The following is a 16,471-nucleotide window of genomic DNA, read 5'->3' as shown; positions in this document are numbered from 1 at the left end:
CAAGAATCAGCGCGTAGGCGGCCGAGTCGACGTCTACAGTGACAGGCATCCGTTCCGCCTTTGCGAGGTCATGATGAAGAAGCCAGCCTATTCGACCGACGACGCGCGCTGGGCCGCGCTCGTCGCGCGCGACGCCGATGCCGACGGCGCGTTCTGCTACGCGGTCAGCACGACGGGCGTGTTCTGCCGGCCGTCGTGCGCGTCGCGGCTGCCGAGGCGCGAAAACGTGTCGTTCTTCGCCGACACGGGCGCCGCGCGCTCGGCCGGTTATCGCCCGTGCAAGCGCTGCCAGCCCGAAGGGCTGCCGCGCGAGCTCGAAATCGTCAATCGCGCGTGCGCGGTGCTCGACGCACATCGTCAGGACCGCTTCACGCTCGCGCAGCTGAGCGACGCCGTCCACGTGAGCCCGTTCCACCTGCAGCGCCTCTTCAAGCGCGTCGTCGGCGTGTCGCCGCGCCAATACCAGGCCGCGCAGCGCGGCGCCGCGTTGCGCGACGCGCTGCAAAGCGGCGTCGCCGTCACGCGCGCGGCCGTCGACGCAGGCTTCAACTCGCCGTCGCGGCTCTACGAGTCGGTGCCGCGCGAGCTCGGCATGTCGCCGTCCGCGTTCCGCCGCAAAGGCGCCGGGCTGACGATCGAGTACGCGACCGCCGACACGCGGCTCGGCGTCGTGCTCGTCGCGGCGACGAGCAAGGGCATCTGCAAGATTGCGTTCGGCGACGCCGCAGCGGCGCTCGTCGACGAACTGAAGGCGGCGTTCGCGAACGCGGAGCTCGTCGAGTCGCCCGCGCGGATCGCGCCGTTCGTCGAGCAGGTCGACGCGTATCTGAACGGCACGCGCCGACGCTTCGAGCTGCCACTCGACCTTGCCGCGACCGAGTTCCAGCAACGCGTATGGAACGCATTGCGTCGGATTCCTTACGGCGAGACGCGCAGCTACACGCAGATCGCCGAGGCGCTCGGCGCGCCGCGCGCAGTTCGGGCGGTCGCGAGTGCGTGTGCGTCGAACCCGGTCGCGCTCGCGATTCCGTGTCACCGCGTCGTGCAAAAAGGCGGCTCGCTCGCCGGCTATCGATGGGGATTGCCGCGCAAGGCGGCGCTCCTCGACGCCGAAGCGCAACGCGCGGCGGGCGAGCCCGTCGCGCTCGCCGTGGACGACGCAGCTTGAGCGCCGCGTTCGAGTCGGCCGCCGCGCGGCCCGGCAGCGTCGTGCTCGAGCTGCCGTTCAAAACGCCATACGATTGGCCGCGCGTGCTGCGTTTCTTCGCGGGGCGCGCGATTCCGGGCGTCGAGGCGGTCGAGGGCGGCGCGTATCTGCGCACGATCGACCATCGCGGCGCGGCGGGCGCGTTGACGGTGCGCAAGCATCCGCGCAAGCGCTGCCTCGTCGCGCTCGTCGAGGGCGATGCGGCGCGGCGTCTGGACGACGCCTTCGCCGCGCGGCTCGCGACGATGCTCGATCTGAATGCCGATCCCGCGACGATCGGTGCGCATTTCGCGCGCGACGCCTGGCTCGCGCCGCTCGTCGACGCCGCGCCGGGCCTGCGCGTGCCGGGCGCGTGGTCGACCTTCGAGCTGATCGTGCGCGCGATCGTCGGCCAGCAGGTGAGCGTGAAAGCGGCGACGACGATCGTCGGGCGGCTCGTCGAGCGCGCGGGCGAGCAGCTCGCCGACCATCATCTGCAGCGCGCGACCGGCTGGCGTTTTCCCGAACCCGCCGCGCTCGCCGCATGCGACTTGTCGCGCATCGGGATGCCGGGCAAGCGCGTCGCCGCGCTGCAGGGCGTCGCGCGCGCGGTCGCTGCGGGCGACGTGCCGCTCGACGCGTACGCGACGGACCCGGCCGGCGTGCGCGCCGCACTGCTTGCGCTGCCGGGGATCGGCCCGTGGACCGTCGAATACGTCGCGATGCGTGCGTGGCGCGACGCCGATGCGTGGCCGGCGACCGATCTCGTGCTGATGCAGGCGATCGCCGCGCGCGATCCTGCGCTCGACCGTCCGGCGAGCCAGCGCCGCCGGACCGACGCGTGGCGTCCGTGGCGTGCGTACGCGGCGATGCATCTGTGGAACGAGATCGCCGACCGCGCCGGCGCGGCGCGAGGCGGGTAGGCGGCAGGTCGCGCACGGCCGGCGCGAATCGTCAGGCAGCGCCGGAGGGCAGGTCAAGCGAGCCTTTCGGCGAGATGTTAAAGTGCCCGCTACTGTCAAATCCCGCCAGGTGGTCCGCGCGCGTCGCGGGTTGCCGAGCCCGCACTTGCATCGATGCCGAACAACATGACTTCCCGCCAGACAGACTTGCTGCAGCAACGCCTTGCCGTGTTGAGCACGAGCCCGACGCGCGAGCAGCTGCCTGACGGCCTGCGCGGCATCGAGAAGGAAAGCCTGCGCGTGACGCGCGACGGCATGATCGCGTTCACGCCGCATCCGCGCGCGCTCGGGTCGGCGCTCACGCATCCGTCGCTCACGACCGACTACTCGGAAGCGCTGGTCGAGCTGATCACGCCCGCGGAGCGCGACGCCGCGACGACGCTCGAGCGGCTCGACGAGCTGCATCGCTACGTCTATGCGTCGATCGGCGACGAGATGCTGTGGACGGATTCGATGCCGGGCCTCTTGCCTGCCGACGACGAAATTCCGATCGCGGACTACGGCACGTCGAACATCGGACGCCTGAAGACCGTCTACCGGCGCGGCCTCGCGTATCGCTACGGCCGCACGATGCAGTGCATCGCGGGTATCCACTACAACTATTCGCTGAGCGAAGAAGTCTGGCGGCGGCTGCACGCGGAGGAAGGCTCGACCGCGAACATGGTCGACTACCAGTCCGAGCGCTATCTCGCGCAGATCCGCAATTTCCGCCGCACGAGCTGGCTGCTGATGTATCTGTTCGGTGCGTCGCCCGCGCTCGATCTTGGTTTCCTGCGCGGCCGCCCGCACAAGCTCGACGCGTTCGACGCCGCGACGCTGTATCGTCCGCACGCGACGAGCCTGCGGATGAGCGACCTCGGCTACTCGAACACGACTGCGCAGTCGGCGCTCGAGGCCGACTACAACACGCTGCAGGGCTATCTCGACGCGCTGTCGAAGGCGGTCAGCGAGCCGTATCCGCCGTACGAGGCGATCGGCACGCACCGCGACGGCGAGTGGATTCAGATCAACACGAACGTGCTGCAGATCGAGAACGAGTTCTACTCGACGATCCGGCCGAAACGCATCACGTACTCGGGTGAGCGGCCGCTGCACGCGCTCGCGTCACGCGGCGTCCAGTACATCGAGGTGCGCTGCCTCGACATCGATCCGTTCGAGCCGACGGGCATCGCGCTCGACACCGCGCGCTTCATCGATGCGTATCTGCTCGTCTGCGCGCTCGACGAGAGCGCGCCGCTCACGTGCGACGCGTATCGCGAGTCGAACGCGAACTTCGGCCGCGTGACGATGGAAGGGCGCAAGCCCGGGCTCGAGCTGACGCGCGACGGCGCGGCCGTGCCGATGCGCGCGTGGGCCGACGAGATCTTCGCGCAGATCGAAGCGGCGGGCCGCGTGCTCGACGAAATTCGCGGCGGCGACGCGCACGTGCGCGCGATCGCCGCGCAGCGCGCCAAGCTCGACGATCCGGAGCGCACGCCGTCCGCGCGCGTGCTGCGCGCGATGCGCGCGAACGGGCAGTCGTTCATCGAATTTGCGCGCGCGCAAAGCGAAGCGCATGCGGCTTACTTTCGCAGCCGTCCGCTCGACGAGACCGCGACGCGCGACGCGCAGGCGCTCGCCGAGCGCTCGCTCGTGGAGCAGACGGAGCTCGAAGGGAAGAACGCCGGGTCGTTCGACGCGTTCGTCGCCGCGTATCGCGCGTATACGTTGAATCGGTTCAGCGTCTGACCAAAGGCACGGCAAGCGGTGGTTACGGCTGCACGTCGAGGAAGTCGTGCGCGTTGCACGCCTCGGCGGTCACGCGCAGCGTCTGCAGCGCGCGCTTCTCGATACGGCGGATCTGCTCGCGCGACACGCCCGATTGCGCGGCGATCTGCTCGTAGCTCCACGGCTCGTCGCCGCCGATGCCGAAGCGCCGGCGCAGGATGTCGGCTTCCTGCGCGGACATCGTCTTCAGCAGCGACGCGACGACGTCGCGCATCTGCGCACCGGCCAGCGCGTCGAACAGGCTCGGCGTCGACGCATCCTCGACGAGGTCGCCGAATTCGGCCTGATCGTCGTCGCCGAGCGGCGTGTTCAGCGAACGCGGCTCGCGCGGCAGCTCCAGCACCGCGCGCAGACGCTCGGTCGACAGCTCGGTCGCTTCCGAGAGCTCCGCGAGCGACGCCCGCATGCCGCTGCGCTGCTTGATCCGGTCGGCGATCTTGCGCACGCGGCGCGCCTGGTCGCCGACGTGAACCGGCAGGCGGATCGTGCGCGCGCGGTCGGCGACCGCGCGCGAAATCGCCTGACGAATCCACCACGTCGCATACGTCGAGAACTTGAAGCCGCGCCGATATTCGAATTTCTGGATCGCGCGCAGCAGGCCGAGATTGCCTTCCTGCAGCAGATCGGCGAGATCGAGACCGCGCGACGCGTACTTGCGCGCGATCGACAGCACGAGCCGCAGGTTCGCTTCGGCCATCTTGCCGGTCGCGGCCGAGATGCGCGCCTCGCCTTCGGCAAACGCGTGCGCGGCGGCGCGCAGCGCGCTTGCGCTTCCCTTCGGCGGCGACGCCGGCGCGCGATGCATCGCGCGCCGCACCGCGTCGATCTCGATCGACGGCCAGCCGTAGGCGTCGAGGGCGGCGTATGCCTGCTTGCGCGCGCGGGCGAACGCGCGCACGCCCTCGTCGCCGCGGGCGCGTGCGCGCTGCAGCGCAGCGCGCGCACGTGCGAGCGCCGGGTCGTCCGGCAGCGACGCCAGATCGAGAAGATCGAGCGCATCGGCGAGCGCCTGCAGCACTTGCTGACGGCCGGCTTCGATTTCCGATGCGAGCGCGATTTCCTGCGCGTGATTCAGCAGCGGCACCGCGTGCATCCGGCGCACGAAGAGGGCGAGCGGATCCGTCGAGATCGTGGTGTCGACGGCGGCGTCGCCGCTTCGTTCGGACGAAGGCGAATCGACGTCGTCGTGCCAATCGGCGTCGACGTGCGCGGACCGCGCCGGCTTGTCGTCGAACGACGCGGGGCCGCCGCTTTCATCGGTTGCGTGATGGTCGAGGTGGTTGAGATCGCCGAGGTCGTGCTCGAGCGCGTCGGACGACGCGCCGTCGAACTCGTCGCGCACGTCGGCGTATGCCGCGTCGTCGTGGGCGCCGGCAAGTTCGAGCAATCGGTCGATGCCCTGTTCGTAGCGCACTTCGCGCCCTGAGACTTTCATGGCAAACGCGGATCGGGCCGCGGTACGTCGTGACGGAGCGTGTCCGTCGAGCCGGGCCCGTCGGCTTGCCGCGGACGCCCGTCCGCGCCGATGGGCCTTACAGGCGTGCATATGATGGCGGACCGCGCAATTTCAATGGCGAGCCGCGTTCGGCCACCCGCAAGACGCATGCCGGCGCGATCGAAACAGGTTCGGAAGCCTGATCAATTGCACGTCGGGCTGCGCCGTCGAGGAACGGACGGCGACGCTATTCGTACGATTCTCGGCGTATGCGCGCGGCGCCCGGTGCCGCGCTCTCGACGCTTGCCGCCGCACGCTCGCGCAAGCGGCCGTCGTCATCGTCGGCGCCGGGCTCGACGGGGATGTCGCCGGCCTCGGCGTCGGCGTCATCGCGTTCGTCGGCGAAGTCCGATTCGGCCTCGTGCGGCTCGGCGGTGTATGAACCCGCGATGCCGAAGCCGGGCGCGGCTTCGCGCAGCGTCGACGCGTACGCTTTCCAGCCGGTGTCGTTGCCCGCGAACAGGTGCTTGCGAACGGGCAGCGCGAGCGCGCCGTAGTCGAGCGGATCTTCGAGCAGCAGTTGCGGCCATAGGCAGAACGAGCGCAGCGCGCGGGCTTCGAACTCGCGCACGGTCATGTCCTGCACGACGTACTCGACGAGCGGCACGTCGGCGAGCATGCCGTTCGTCGCGAGCAGCGCTTCGATCGACAGGTTGTCGGGCTTCTGCTGTTCGAGCCGGCTCAGGATTTGCAGCACGCTGCCGAGATGCAGCAGTAGCGCGCGCCGTGCGTAAGCTTCTTCCATGACGATGTCTCCGGACGGATGGGCCCGCCGCACGCGCTGCGCGCGCCGGACGGGCCGCTCGCGATCGAGCGGCGGCGAGCGGGTGTGGCGCGGCGGGCCGTACGGGGTCCGAAACGCCGCTGCGTCGACACGCTCGTCGCGTCGCTCGCGGCATGCGATGCATACAAGCGTATCCAATCTGCACGCGGCTTGCAGATGCGGATTGACGCACGTCAACGGGCGAGTACGGGCGCGGGTTGCGGAGCGTCGAACGTGGCCGTGCGCGAGACGACCGCACGGATGCGGCGCTTGCCGTGCGTCGCGCGCCGATCGATGCCGCAGCGCCCTGTCGGCCCGCCCGCCGGACTGTCGCGATTCGGGCGCGTTGAGCCGCTCGAGTTTACGTTCCGGTCGGCCGATAACGCGGCGTCAAGAACGGCAAGGGGACACATCCACCTTGGCCAAGCCGACCGTTTTTCTCTTCGCCGTCGCCGCGGCGCTCGCGCTCGATGCGTGCGCGCCTTCGATACCGGTGCGCGATGCGCGGTTCACGCCGGTTTCCCGGCGGCCTCGGCTGTGCGGGTTCGAGCGGCATCGCCTGCCACGATCAAGCTGTCGACCGGCTTCGAGCGGACGATCGCAGAAGGCGCGACATGGCGCCGCGTCGGCGCGACGCCGCAGGGCGACGCGTATCGGCCGCTCGGCGCCGCGTTCGCGATCGAGGGAAGTCAGGTGCACGAGGCCTATCTGGTGGTTCGCGAGGGTGCGCTGGTCGAATTCTCCCGGCCGGGCGAATCCCGCTTCTCGCCATTGACGCCTTCTCGACCCGTCACAATCGAGAACACGCATGACTGATCTGCTTCGCAAGCTCGTCACCGGCGCGCTCGTCGCGTGCTTCGCATCCGGCTGCGCGACGGGCCCGCAATACAAGGATATTGCCGCGTCGCTGCCGGCGCTCAAGCAAAGCGGCGGACGCGTCTGCTTCTATCGCTCGAACTCGGTGCTCGGCGCCGGCGTGCAGCCTGCCATCAAGCCGAACGGAGACGAGGTCGGCGAGTCGCGGCCGGGCGGACTCTTCTTCGTCGATGGGCCCGCGGGTCGGTATGTCGTGTCGACGTCGACCGAAACGGAGAAGACGCTGTCGCTCAAGCTCGATTCGGGCGAGACGAAGTATGCGAAGACGAGCGTCGGCTTGGGGCTGCTCATCGGACGGATCATGCCGACGCTCGAATCCGAAGCGGACGCACAGAAGAGCCTCGAAGGGCTGCACTACACCGGCAAGTAAGCCAACGCGATGCGCTGATCGACGATCGGCGCATCGCGCTCAGACCGCCTTCGCGATTACCAACCCAGTTCGTCCGCCTGCTTCTCATACGTGCGCAGCTTGTCCAGCTGCTTGCTCGTCAGCACCGCCTCCATCTTCTTGCGCGCATCGAGCGACGAGTCGATCATCTTCTGTCGCAGCGAGCCGATCGCCTTCGACGTTTCGCCGATCGCCGCGTTGTCGCGCTTCGGCGCTTCGTACAGGTCGCGCAGCTTCGCCTGCTGGTCCATCATGTCGCCCATCAGCGCCCAGTGCGTCTTGCGCGTCTCGTCCTGGATGCGGTTGATCTTCGCGCGCTGCTCGCTCGTCAGATCGAGGCCGCTCGGCCAGCCGCCGAAGCCCATCATCATGCCCGGGCCGAAGCCGTGCATCATGCCGGGCCCCATTCCGGCGCCACCCATCATCCCGCGGCCGTAGCCGCCGCCCATCATGCCCGGGCCCATTCCGTCGCCCCAACGGCCGCAGGGCGCCTGCGTGTCCGATGCCGGTGCGGCCGACGCCGCCGGCATGCCGATCGACCAGAGTGCGGCCGTCAGCGCAACGACCACCAATCCCTTCGAGTATTGTTCGACCTTCATTGCGCTCTCCATGGCTTCGCATCGGTGAGCGCGCCGCGGGACCGGGCGCGCTTTGCTCATCGACTGTAGGGGGCGCGGGAAAAAGACCGTTGACCCTCGTCAACGGAGCACGAGATCGGTGCAAATCGTTTCGCCCAGCACGCGCGCGATGCGCGCCTCGCTGTCGGCGAGTTTCGCCTCGACTCGCTCGATGAGCCGGCGGAGCTTCGTCGAGCCGCGCCGGCTCGACGGATAGGCGGCGCAGATCCGGTCCTCGCCGAATGACGCGCTCTCGAAGCGCCATGCGGTGAGAAGCGGCACGAGCCGTCCCGCTTCGAGCGCATCGACGACGCTCCACTGCGGACACGGCAGCACGCCCGCGCCGTCGAGCGTCGCGGCGAGCGCGAGCGCGTAGTTGTCGGTGGCGAGCAGCCCTCTCGGTTCGATGCGCTCGCGCGTGCCGTCGCGATCGAACGTCCAGGTGTTGGCGAGCGTCGGGTGGCGGTAGATCACGCAATCGTGCTGCGCGAGATCGGCGGGCGCGACGGGCCGACCGCGTCGCGCAAGATAGTCAGGACTCGCGCACAACAGGCTGCGGTTCGATCCGATCGGCTTGACGATTTGGCTCGGTAGATCGTAGTTGCCCATTCTGAGCGCGAGGTCGAAGCCTTCGCCGACGATGTCGACGTAATGATCGGACAGCGACAGCTCGATCCGCACGCGCGGAAACGCCTGCGCAAACGGCGTGCAGAGCGGTGCGAGAATCGCGTATCCGAACGAGTGCGCGGCCGTGATGCGCAGCAGGCCGCGCGGCTCGTCGTCGTGCTCGGATAACTGCCGCGCGCCGTCCGCGAGCCGGCGCAGCACGTCGGTTGCGGTCGCGAGATAGAGCCGCCCGCCTTCCGTCAACACGAGCCGGCGTGTCGTACGCTCGAGCAGTTGTACGCCGAGTGTCGCTTCGAGTCCGGCGATCGCTTTCGTCACGGCCGACGGCGTTTTCGCGAGCTTGCGCGCTGCTTGGCTGAGGCTGCCTTCTTCGACCGCGCAGACGAAGGTCTCGAGCGCGGACAACAGATCGATTCGCCGCATTCTTTCCTCAAAGGCACAAGCGATGTGCGTAATAAGATCACGAATCGATTTTTTTCTCTACTTACGATCACAAGTGGAACGTTCGGCGGCGCGGCCGGCGAGCGGCCGCAATCCCGATCGGCGTCGTCAAAGGAGAGATCGATGAAGCGCATCGCGTGGATCGTCGTCGTGCTCGCATCGCTCGCGTGTCCCGCCGCGCACGCGGCGGACGGCAACGTGCTCAACATCTACAACTGGGCCGAGTATTTCGCGCCCGACACGATCGCCGGCTTCGAGAAGGCGACGGGCATCAAGGTGCGGCTCGACGTCTACGACAGCAACGAGGCACCGCAAACGAAGCTGACGACGGGCAACAGCGGCTACGATCTCGTGTTCCCGTCGAACGACTCTCTCGCGCGGCAGATTCAGGCGGGCCTTTATCAAAAGCTCGACAAATCGAAGCTGCCGAATCTGAAGAATCTCGATCCCGCGATCGTCGCGCGCGCGGCCGAAGCCGATCCAGGCAACCAGTACAGCGTGCCGTACATGCAAGGCACGTTCGGGCTCGGGCTGAACGTCGCGAAGGTGAAGCGGGCGCTCGGCGGCCCGCTGCCCGCGAACACGCTCGATCTGATCTTCAACCCCGCGTATGCGACGAAGCTCGAGGGCTGCGGGATCGCCTTCAACGATGCGGGCAGCGAAGTGTTTCCGCTCGCGCTGCGCTACATCGGCCGCGATCCGAATACGACCGATCCGCGCGACTACGAGGCGGCGCTCGAGATGATGAAGAAGATCCGGCCGACGATCCGCCAGTTCATCGCGACGCCCGTGATGAACGATCTCGCGACGGGCGACGTGTGCGCCGTCACCGGCTATTCGGGCGCGGTGCTCGTCGCGGCGCTGCGCGCAGCGGACGCGAAGAACGGCCAGCAGATCGTCTACAGCCTGCCCGCGGGCGGCGCGCCTTTCTGGTTCGACAGCATGGCGATTCCGAAGGGCGCCGCGCACGCGGACAATGCGCTGCGTTTCATCGATTACATCCTGCGGCCCGACGTCATCGCGAAGATCAGCAACAAGGTGATGTATCCGAATCCGAACCGCGCGGCGACGCCGCTCGTCGACAAGCGGCTCACGTCGAATCCGGCGATCTATCCGGATGCGGCGACGATGCGTACGCTATGGATAAAGCGGCCGATGCCCCCGCAGGCGATGCGCATGCAGACGCGCTACTGGACCCAGTTCAAGACCGGCCATTGATCGGCTTCATTTTGACGAGGAGACCGAAGTGATTTCCACCGGACTGCTGTTCGATCCCGCATTTCTCACGCATCGGCAAGGCGATCTCGTATACATCGTCCCGGACGGCGCGTTGAATTTCGGCGAGCATTTCGACAGTCCGCTGCGGCTCGCGTACACGAAGCAGCTGCTCGATGCGGTCGGCATGACCGAGCGCCTGACGCGTATCGCGTTCGCGAGCGCGACCGACGAGCAATTGCTGCGCGTGCATCGGCCCGAGTATCTGAGGCAGCTCGCCGAAGCCTGCGCGGTGGCGGGCGAGCAAGTGGTGCCGCTCGGCGAGGACGCGGCGGGCAGCGCGTCGACCGAGCGCGTCGCGCGGCTCGCGGCGGGGGCCGCGTGTGCGGCCGTCGATACGGTCATGACGGGACCGCTGCGGCAGGCATACGCGCTGATCCGGCCGTCGGGCCATCATGCGGGCGCCGATTTCGCGATGGGATACTGCTACTACAACAACGTCGCGATCGCTGCCCGGCATGCGCAGGCCGCGCACGGGATCGAACGCGTCGCGATCGTCGACTGGGACGTGCATCACGGCAACGGCACGCAGCAGGTGTTCTACGACGATCCGTCGGTACTGTTCGTCTCGTTGCACGAGGCGGAGAACTTTCCGGTCGACGGCGGCGAAGCGCGCGAGACGGGGGGCGGCGCGGGCGCCGGCTACAACGTGAACGTGCCGTTGCCGTCCGGTACGGGCGATGCCGGATACCAGCACGCATTCGACGAACTGGTACTGCCGCTCATCGACGCATTCGCGCCGCAGTTGATTCTCGTGTCGGCGGGGCAGGACGCGAACGCATTCGATCCGCTCGGCAGAATGCGCGTCCAGCGCGACGGGTTCCGGCAAATGGCGCGGGCGCTCAGGCAAGCGGCGGGCGGCGTGTGCGACGGACGCATCGCGATGCTGCAGGAAGGCGGCTACAGCCTGCCGTATCTGCCGATCGCGACACTCGGCGTGCTCGAAGGGCTCGTCGGCTGGGACGCGCCGTTCGACGATCCGCACCTGTTCGTCCAGCATCCGCTCGGCGATGGCGAACGCGAGGCGGTGATGGCCGCTCGCGCCGCGCAGGCGCCATACTGGCCGGCGCTTCGTCAAGCGCAAGGAGGTTGAGATGAGAACGGTGAGCGTGGCCGCAACGCAGATGGCATGCGACTGGAACGTCGAGGCGAACCTGTCGCGCGCCGAACACATGGTGTGCGACGCGGCTGCGCGCGGTGCGCAAATCGTGCTGCTGCAGGAGTTATTCGAGACGCCATATTTCTGCATCGACCAGAATCCTGCCCACTTCGCGCTCGCGAAGCCGTACGACGGTCATCCGTGGTTTTCGCGCTTTGCGGCGCTCGCACGTCGGGATCTGCTGGGGCCAATGGTTTCCGGAATGCGCTCGTGCGATGGCGCTGGCGGGAGCGGAGATGCTGTTCTATCCGACGGCGATCGGCAGCGAGCCGCACGATTCGTCGATCGATTCGCGCGCGCATTGGCAGAACACGCAGCGCGGACACGCGGCTGCGAACCTGATGCCGCTCGTCGCGAGCAACCGGATCGGCGTCGAGCGCGGCGAATCGGGCGAGATAACGTTTTACGGCAGCTCGTTCATCGCGGGCGCGGACGACGAGAAGATCGTCGAATGCGATCGCGACGGCCAGGTGATCGTGACCGCTGAATTCGTTCTCGATGCGCTCGCGTATCGACGGCGAAGCTGGGGCGTGTTTCGGGGTCGGCGGCCGACGTGTTAACGGGGATTGAGTGGAGAGACGGTGGATCGTGTGCGATGACGCAGTGCGCGCGCGATAACTGGCGCGTTGCCGAAGGCGATATGAAAAAAAGCACCGCGATCGCTCGCCGGTGCTTGATTTCCAACTGCAGAATTCTTTGGTGGGGCGTGAGTGACTCGAACACTCGACCTACGGATTAAGAGTCCGCTGCTCTACCAACTGAGCTAACGCCCCCCCCAACAGAAAAAAGATTATGCATGGCCTTTCGGATCTTGTCTAGCCCTTTTTGCATTTTTCTTGGAATATTCCCGCCAGGCCTGCGCTGCCATTCCGAACTCGCACGATCCGTCGCTTCTTGCGCGCTCCCGGTATGATGTCGCCCAAACCCTGTCGCGCGGCGGGCGCGCGGCTCTTTCTGGGCGTACGACGATGGACGAAAACACTGTCCGTGATTTGCTGGATCGGCTCCTTGCTCCGTGGGTCCGTTCCCTTTCCCTGACTCCCGTATCGGTTTCGGAGGAGGGCGTCACCCTCCGGTTGCCGTTCTCCGGCGAGCTTCGCCATTCGGGCGGCGTGATCTGCGGCCAGGTGTTCATGGCGGCCGCCGACACCGCGATGGTCGTCGCGATCTCCGCGGCGCTCGGCGAATTCCGGCCGATGACGACCGTCGCGCTCAATACTCACTTCATGCGCCCGGTCCGCAAGGGCGACGTGCTCGTCACCGCCCGCGTGCTGAGGATGGGCCGCAATCTCGTGTTCGGCGAAATCGAGCTGTTCGACGAGGACGGCAAGATGGCCGTTCACGCGACGTCGACCTACGCGCTCGTTTCCTGAGCGTCGGCGGCAGGCAGCGGCGAGGAGCGCATCCGATGTTCGATCAGGTCGTATTCGCGGGCGGCGGCAACCGGTGCTGGTGGCAGGCGGGATTCTGGGACGTCGTGCAGCCCGCGCTCGACGTGCGGCCGCGCGTGATCGCCGGCATCTCGGCGGGCGCGGCGACCGCATGCATGCTCTACACGCGCGATTCGCGCTGGGTGATGCGCTATTACGAAGAGACGCTCAAGCACAACCGGAAAAACGTCTACTGGGGCAATCTGCTGCGCGCCGGGCCGGTCTTCCCGCATTACCGGATCTACCGGCAGGCGCTCCTCGATATCTACGGCGAGCCGTTCGCGCAGCTCTCCGGCGCGCCCGAGATCCGTATCGGCGTGTCGCACGTGCCGCGCTGGCTCGGCGCGCGCAGCGCGGTCGCGGCGGGGCTCGTCGCGTACAACATCGAGAAATACGTGCGCAAGACGCTGCATCCGACGCTCGGACGCTCGCTCGGCTTTCGTCCGGAGTTCGTCCGCGCGCAGGATTGCGTGCATGTCGACGAGCTTGCCGACCTCGTCCTCCAATCGTCGTGCACGCCGCCGTTTACACCCGTCCTGCGCCGCAACGGCCGGCCGGTGCTCGACGGCGGGATGGTCGACAACGTGCCGGTCGGCGCGCTCGACGCGTCGCCGGGGCTCGTGCTCGTGATGGTGACGCGGCGCTATCCGCGCCCGCAGACGTTCGTCGTCGACCACGGCGGCCAGCGGCGGCTCTATGTGCAGCCGTCGAGCAAGGTGCCGATCTCGAGCTGGGACTATACGAGCCCGCACCAGATGCAGCATGCGTACGATCTCGGTCGGCGCGATGGTGAGCGCTTCCTCACTACTGCATCGGATCTCGTCGGCGAATTCGGCGCGATGCGCTGAAGCCGGAAGGTTCGGCGATTTGCCGTATCTCGGCCGTCAGATCATCGGAGCGCGGCAGTCGGCGCGCGCGAAGGCCGCGCGTCGCGCACCGGGCCTCCACGTGCCGGCGCTCAGCGGCGAATCCGTCCCTGATTGAGCGCTTCCGGATTCGCGACGCTCGACAGGTCGCCCGCGTCGAACGCGAGGATGTTCTTGAACGCGGCGCCGAAGTAGAGCTCATAGCTCTCGCGCTCGACGTAGCCGATATGCGGCGTGCAGATCACGTTTTCCATCCGCAGCAGGCTGTAGCCCTGCAGGATCGGCTCGCTCTCGTAGACATCGATCGCGACCATCCCCGGCCGGTTGCGCGCGAGCGCGGAGACGAGCGCGCTCTCGTCGAGCAGCTCCGCGCGGCTCGTATTGACGAAGAGCGACGTCGGCTTCATCCGCAGCAGGTCGTCGAGCTTGACGATGCCGCGCGTGTCGTCGTGCAGGCGCAGGTGCAGCGACAGCACGTCGGCCTGCTCGAAGAACGCTTCGCGGCTTTCGGCGGTCGCGAAGCCGTCGGCGCGCGCCGCTTCAAGCGAATGCTCGCGGCCCCAGACCATCACGTTCATCCCGAACGCCTTGCCGTAGCCGGCGACGAGCCGCCCGATCTTGCCGTAGCCCCAGATCCCGAGCGTCTGCCCGCGCAGCACCTGGCCGAGCCCGAAGTTCGGCGGCATCGCCGACGTCTTGAGGCCGGACTGCTGCCACGCGCCCTGCTTCAGGTTCGCGACGTACTGCGGGATGCGGCGCTGCGCGGCCATGATGAGCGCCCAGGTCAGTTCGGCGGGCGCGATCGGCGAGCCCGTGCCCTCGAGCACGGCGATGCCGCGTTCCGTGCACGCGTCGAGGTCGATGTGGGTCGACACGCGGCCCGTCTGGCTGATCATGCGCAGATGCGGGAGCTTGCCGAGCAGTTGCGAGGTGATGTGGGTGCGCTCGCGAATCAGCACGAGCGCTTCGACTTCCGCCAGGCGGCTCGCGAGCTGCCCTAGGCCGCGCACCGTATTGTTGAAGATCTTCACTTCATGGTCGGCGAGCATCTCGAAGCAGTTGAGCTTGCGGACGGCGTCCTGGTAGTCGTCGAGGATGGCAATTTTCATGGCGTGTTTCGGGATTCGCGCGGGATGAGCGATGTGAGGTGGTGGCCGTCGCGCGTCGTCGCGCGCCGGTCCGGCCCGGTTTGGGGGCCGTAATGATGCTATGACGGCACGGCAACAGGTGTATCTCTTTTTAACAGCTTGTTACGCGACGCGGCAAGCATCCATGCACGGGCAGAAATCGCGCTGTTTTGACCCCGCTTGATGTTGGCCGGGCGGCGATTTTGCCGTTTCTCAATTGGGCAATTTGTCGAGGTAGATTGCCCAATTATTTCTTTCTTAAGAACAATTGGTCTATCCGGCTAGGTAAGCTGAGCAAGTTCGGAGGTTTTTGTCGAGATTTCGCGGGAAGTTGAGCAACTCTGCATCTTTTTCGCTGTCGTAGGAAAATTACTCATTTGCTTCATATTTTTGAAGCGGTAACAGCGGTAGGAGTGGAGTATGGATCATTTGCAGTCGATGCGAGTGTTCGTCAAGGTCGCGGATCTCGGCAGTTTCGCCCGGGCAGCGAGTGCGATGGACATCTCGAACGCGGTCGCGACGCGGCACGTCGCCGACCTCGAAGGCCGGCTTGGCACCCGCCTTCTGAATCGCACCACCCGTAGTCTCTCGCTGACCGAATCCGGCCAAGTCTATCTGGAGCGGGCCCGCCAGATCCTCGACGAGCTCGAAGACGTCGAGCAGATGGTCGTCGCGCGCAACCACGAGCCGGTGGGCACGTTGCGGATCGTCGCGCCCGTCGTGTTCGGCCTGCACAACCTCGCGCCGGTGCTGCAGACGTATACGCAGCGCTTTCCGAAGGTCATTCCAGATCTGACCCTCGTCGATCGGCAGGTCGATCTCGTCGAGGAAGGATTCGACGTCGGCATCGTGATCACCCGGCAGATGCGCAGCGCGAGCATCGTCACGCGCCGGCTGACGACGGGCTGCATGGTGGTCTGCGCAACGCCGAGCTATCTGGAAAAGCACGGCATGCCGATGCATCCCGAGCACCTCGTCGAGCATCCGTGCCTGAGCCTGCCGTCCGAATACTGGGGCGACGAGCGCGTGTTCACCGGCCCGGACGGCGAGGTGCGCGTGCGGCCGTCGAATATCGTCGTCGCGAACAATACCGAAATGCTGCGCCAGTTCGCGATGCTCGGCATGGGCGTCGCGATCCTGCCGAGCTATCTGATCGGCAGCGACATCGCGCGCGGCAAGCTGGTGCGCCTGCTGAGCGAGTACCGGCTGCCGCAGGTCGAGATCAACATCGCGTATCCGAGCCGCCGTCATCTGCCGGCGAAGGTGCGCACGTTCATCGATCATCTCGTCGAGCATTTCAGCCAATCGCCCGATACGATGCTCGGCGAGCAATGGGCGACGCAGGGCACTCCGGGTCAGCCCGTCGATGCCTTGCCGGCCGACGCGCTCGCCGAGCGTCCGAGCGCCGATCCGGCGCTGTCGCCGCGTCTGCCGCGCGCGCCGCGCACCCGCACCGTCGTGCCGTCGCCGCTGTAACGCGCGGCATCGCGCG

At 67.3% G+C, this 16,471-nt stretch carries 15 protein-coding genes, 1 tRNA gene and 1 pseudogene; 11 read left to right on the top strand and 6 right to left on the bottom strand.

The window, feature by feature from the left end; genetic code table 11:
* Positions 1 to 73 precede the first annotated feature (73 nt).
* From ada to gshA, 3 genes are all read left to right on the top strand, one after another.
* Positions 74 to 1,168 carry a bifunctional DNA-binding transcriptional regulator/O6-methylguanine-DNA methyltransferase Ada gene (gene ada, locus BG90_RS07380; protein WP_010113191.1) on the top strand — a complete coding sequence of 365 codons (1,095 nt, stop codon included), beginning with the start codon at positions 74 to 76 and terminating at the stop codon, positions 1,166 to 1,168.
* A complete protein-coding gene (locus BG90_RS07375) occupies positions 1,165 to 2,109 on the top strand; it encodes a DNA-3-methyladenine glycosylase family protein (protein WP_010100697.1) in 945 nt (314 codons plus the stop codon). Before ada ends, BG90_RS07375 begins: the two co-directional genes overlap by 4 nt.
* Before the next feature lie 153 nt (positions 2,110 to 2,262).
* Complete coding sequence (gshA, locus tag BG90_RS07370) at positions 2,263 to 3,876, top strand: glutamate--cysteine ligase (RefSeq protein ID WP_010100698.1); 1,614 nt, start codon at positions 2,263 to 2,265, stop codon at positions 3,874 to 3,876.
* A 22-nt stretch (positions 3,877 to 3,898) separates the two neighbouring features.
* Here gshA and BG90_RS07365 read toward each other — a convergent pair whose 3' ends face one another.
* Both BG90_RS07365 and BG90_RS07360 read right to left on the bottom strand, forming a co-directional pair.
* The gene (locus BG90_RS07365; protein WP_010113192.1) at positions 3,899 to 5,350 is read right to left on the bottom strand and encodes an RNA polymerase sigma factor RpoD/SigA; all 1,452 of its coding nucleotides are present in this window, start codon (positions 5,348 to 5,350) and stop codon (positions 3,899 to 3,901) included.
* Between the two features lie 247 nt (positions 5,351 to 5,597).
* Positions 5,598 to 6,155, bottom strand: coding sequence for a hypothetical protein (locus BG90_RS07360; RefSeq protein WP_010100700.1), 558 nt, complete (start codon positions 6,153 to 6,155; stop codon positions 5,598 to 5,600).
* Between the two features lie 18 nt (positions 6,156 to 6,173).
* Between BG90_RS07360 and BG90_RS34835 the strand changes: the two genes are divergently transcribed.
* Both BG90_RS34835 and BG90_RS07350 read left to right on the top strand, forming a co-directional pair.
* Positions 6,174 to 6,989, top strand: coding sequence for a hypothetical protein (locus tag BG90_RS34835; RefSeq protein ID WP_124072318.1), 816 nt, complete (start codon positions 6,174 to 6,176; stop codon positions 6,987 to 6,989).
* Complete coding sequence (locus BG90_RS07350) at positions 6,982 to 7,419, top strand: DUF2846 domain-containing protein (RefSeq protein ID WP_010100704.1); 438 nt, start codon at positions 6,982 to 6,984, stop codon at positions 7,417 to 7,419. The genes BG90_RS34835 and BG90_RS07350 overlap by 8 nt, the downstream gene beginning before the upstream one ends.
* Positions 7,420 to 7,475: 56 nt before the next feature.
* On the opposite strand, the gene BG90_RS07345 is transcribed toward BG90_RS07350, so the two are convergent.
* Both BG90_RS07345 and BG90_RS07340 read right to left on the bottom strand, forming a co-directional pair.
* Positions 7,476 to 8,036, bottom strand: a complete 561-nt coding sequence (locus BG90_RS07345; RefSeq protein WP_010113196.1) for a Spy/CpxP family protein refolding chaperone — start codon at positions 8,034 to 8,036, stop codon at positions 7,476 to 7,478.
* 99 nt (positions 8,037 to 8,135) lie between these two features.
* Positions 8,136 to 9,104 (bottom strand): LysR family transcriptional regulator, encoded by a 969-nt coding sequence (locus BG90_RS07340; RefSeq protein ID WP_010100708.1) that lies wholly within the window; start codon positions 9,102 to 9,104, stop codon positions 8,136 to 8,138.
* A 141-nt stretch (positions 9,105 to 9,245) separates the two neighbouring features.
* Between BG90_RS07340 and BG90_RS07335 the strand changes: the two genes are divergently transcribed.
* From BG90_RS07335 to BG90_RS34830, 3 genes and pseudogenes are all read left to right on the top strand, one after another.
* A complete protein-coding gene (locus BG90_RS07335) occupies positions 9,246 to 10,340 on the top strand; it encodes a polyamine ABC transporter substrate-binding protein (RefSeq protein ID WP_010113197.1) in 1,095 nt (364 codons plus the stop codon).
* Between the two features lie 28 nt (positions 10,341 to 10,368).
* The gene (locus tag BG90_RS07330; protein ID WP_010113198.1) at positions 10,369 to 11,490 is read left to right on the top strand and encodes a class II histone deacetylase; all 1,122 of its coding nucleotides are present in this window, start codon (positions 10,369 to 10,371) and stop codon (positions 11,488 to 11,490) included.
* Position 11,491: 1 nt separating this feature from the next.
* Positions 11,492 to 12,116, top strand: a pseudogene (locus tag BG90_RS34830) (nitrilase-related carbon-nitrogen hydrolase).
* A 137-nt stretch (positions 12,117 to 12,253) separates the two neighbouring features.
* Here the strand turns inward: BG90_RS34830 and BG90_RS07320 are convergent.
* Positions 12,254 to 12,329 (bottom strand) — tRNA-Lys (locus BG90_RS07320).
* A gap of 195 nt (positions 12,330 to 12,524) precedes the next feature.
* On the opposite strand from BG90_RS07320, the gene BG90_RS07315 reads away from it, so the two are divergent.
* Positions 12,525 to 12,929 (top strand): PaaI family thioesterase, encoded by a 405-nt coding sequence (locus BG90_RS07315; RefSeq protein ID WP_010100714.1) that lies wholly within the window; start codon positions 12,525 to 12,527, stop codon positions 12,927 to 12,929.
* Positions 12,930 to 12,964: 35 nt separating this feature from the next.
* Positions 12,965 to 13,834, top strand: coding sequence for a patatin-like phospholipase family protein (locus BG90_RS07310; protein ID WP_010113200.1), 870 nt, complete (start codon positions 12,965 to 12,967; stop codon positions 13,832 to 13,834).
* A gap of 110 nt (positions 13,835 to 13,944) precedes the next feature.
* On the opposite strand, the gene BG90_RS07305 is transcribed toward BG90_RS07310, so the two are convergent.
* Entirely contained in the window at positions 13,945 to 14,961 is a 1,017-nt protein-coding gene (locus tag BG90_RS07305) for a D-2-hydroxyacid dehydrogenase family protein (protein ID WP_010113201.1), read from the bottom strand.
* A 438-nt stretch (positions 14,962 to 15,399) separates the two neighbouring features.
* Here BG90_RS07305 and BG90_RS07300 point away from each other — a divergent pair, with 438 nt between their 5' ends.
* Positions 15,400 to 16,455, top strand: coding sequence for a LysR family transcriptional regulator (locus BG90_RS07300; protein ID WP_010113202.1), 1,056 nt, complete (start codon positions 15,400 to 15,402; stop codon positions 16,453 to 16,455).
* Positions 16,456 to 16,471: the final 16 nt, after the last annotated feature.

Source organism: Burkholderia oklahomensis C6786, from assembly GCF_000959365.1.
Classification (GTDB): Bacteria; Pseudomonadota; Gammaproteobacteria; order Burkholderiales; family Burkholderiaceae; genus Burkholderia; species Burkholderia oklahomensis.
Note: the sequence above shows the minus strand (reverse complement) of the source record. Positions and strands in the feature narration are given on the sequence as shown.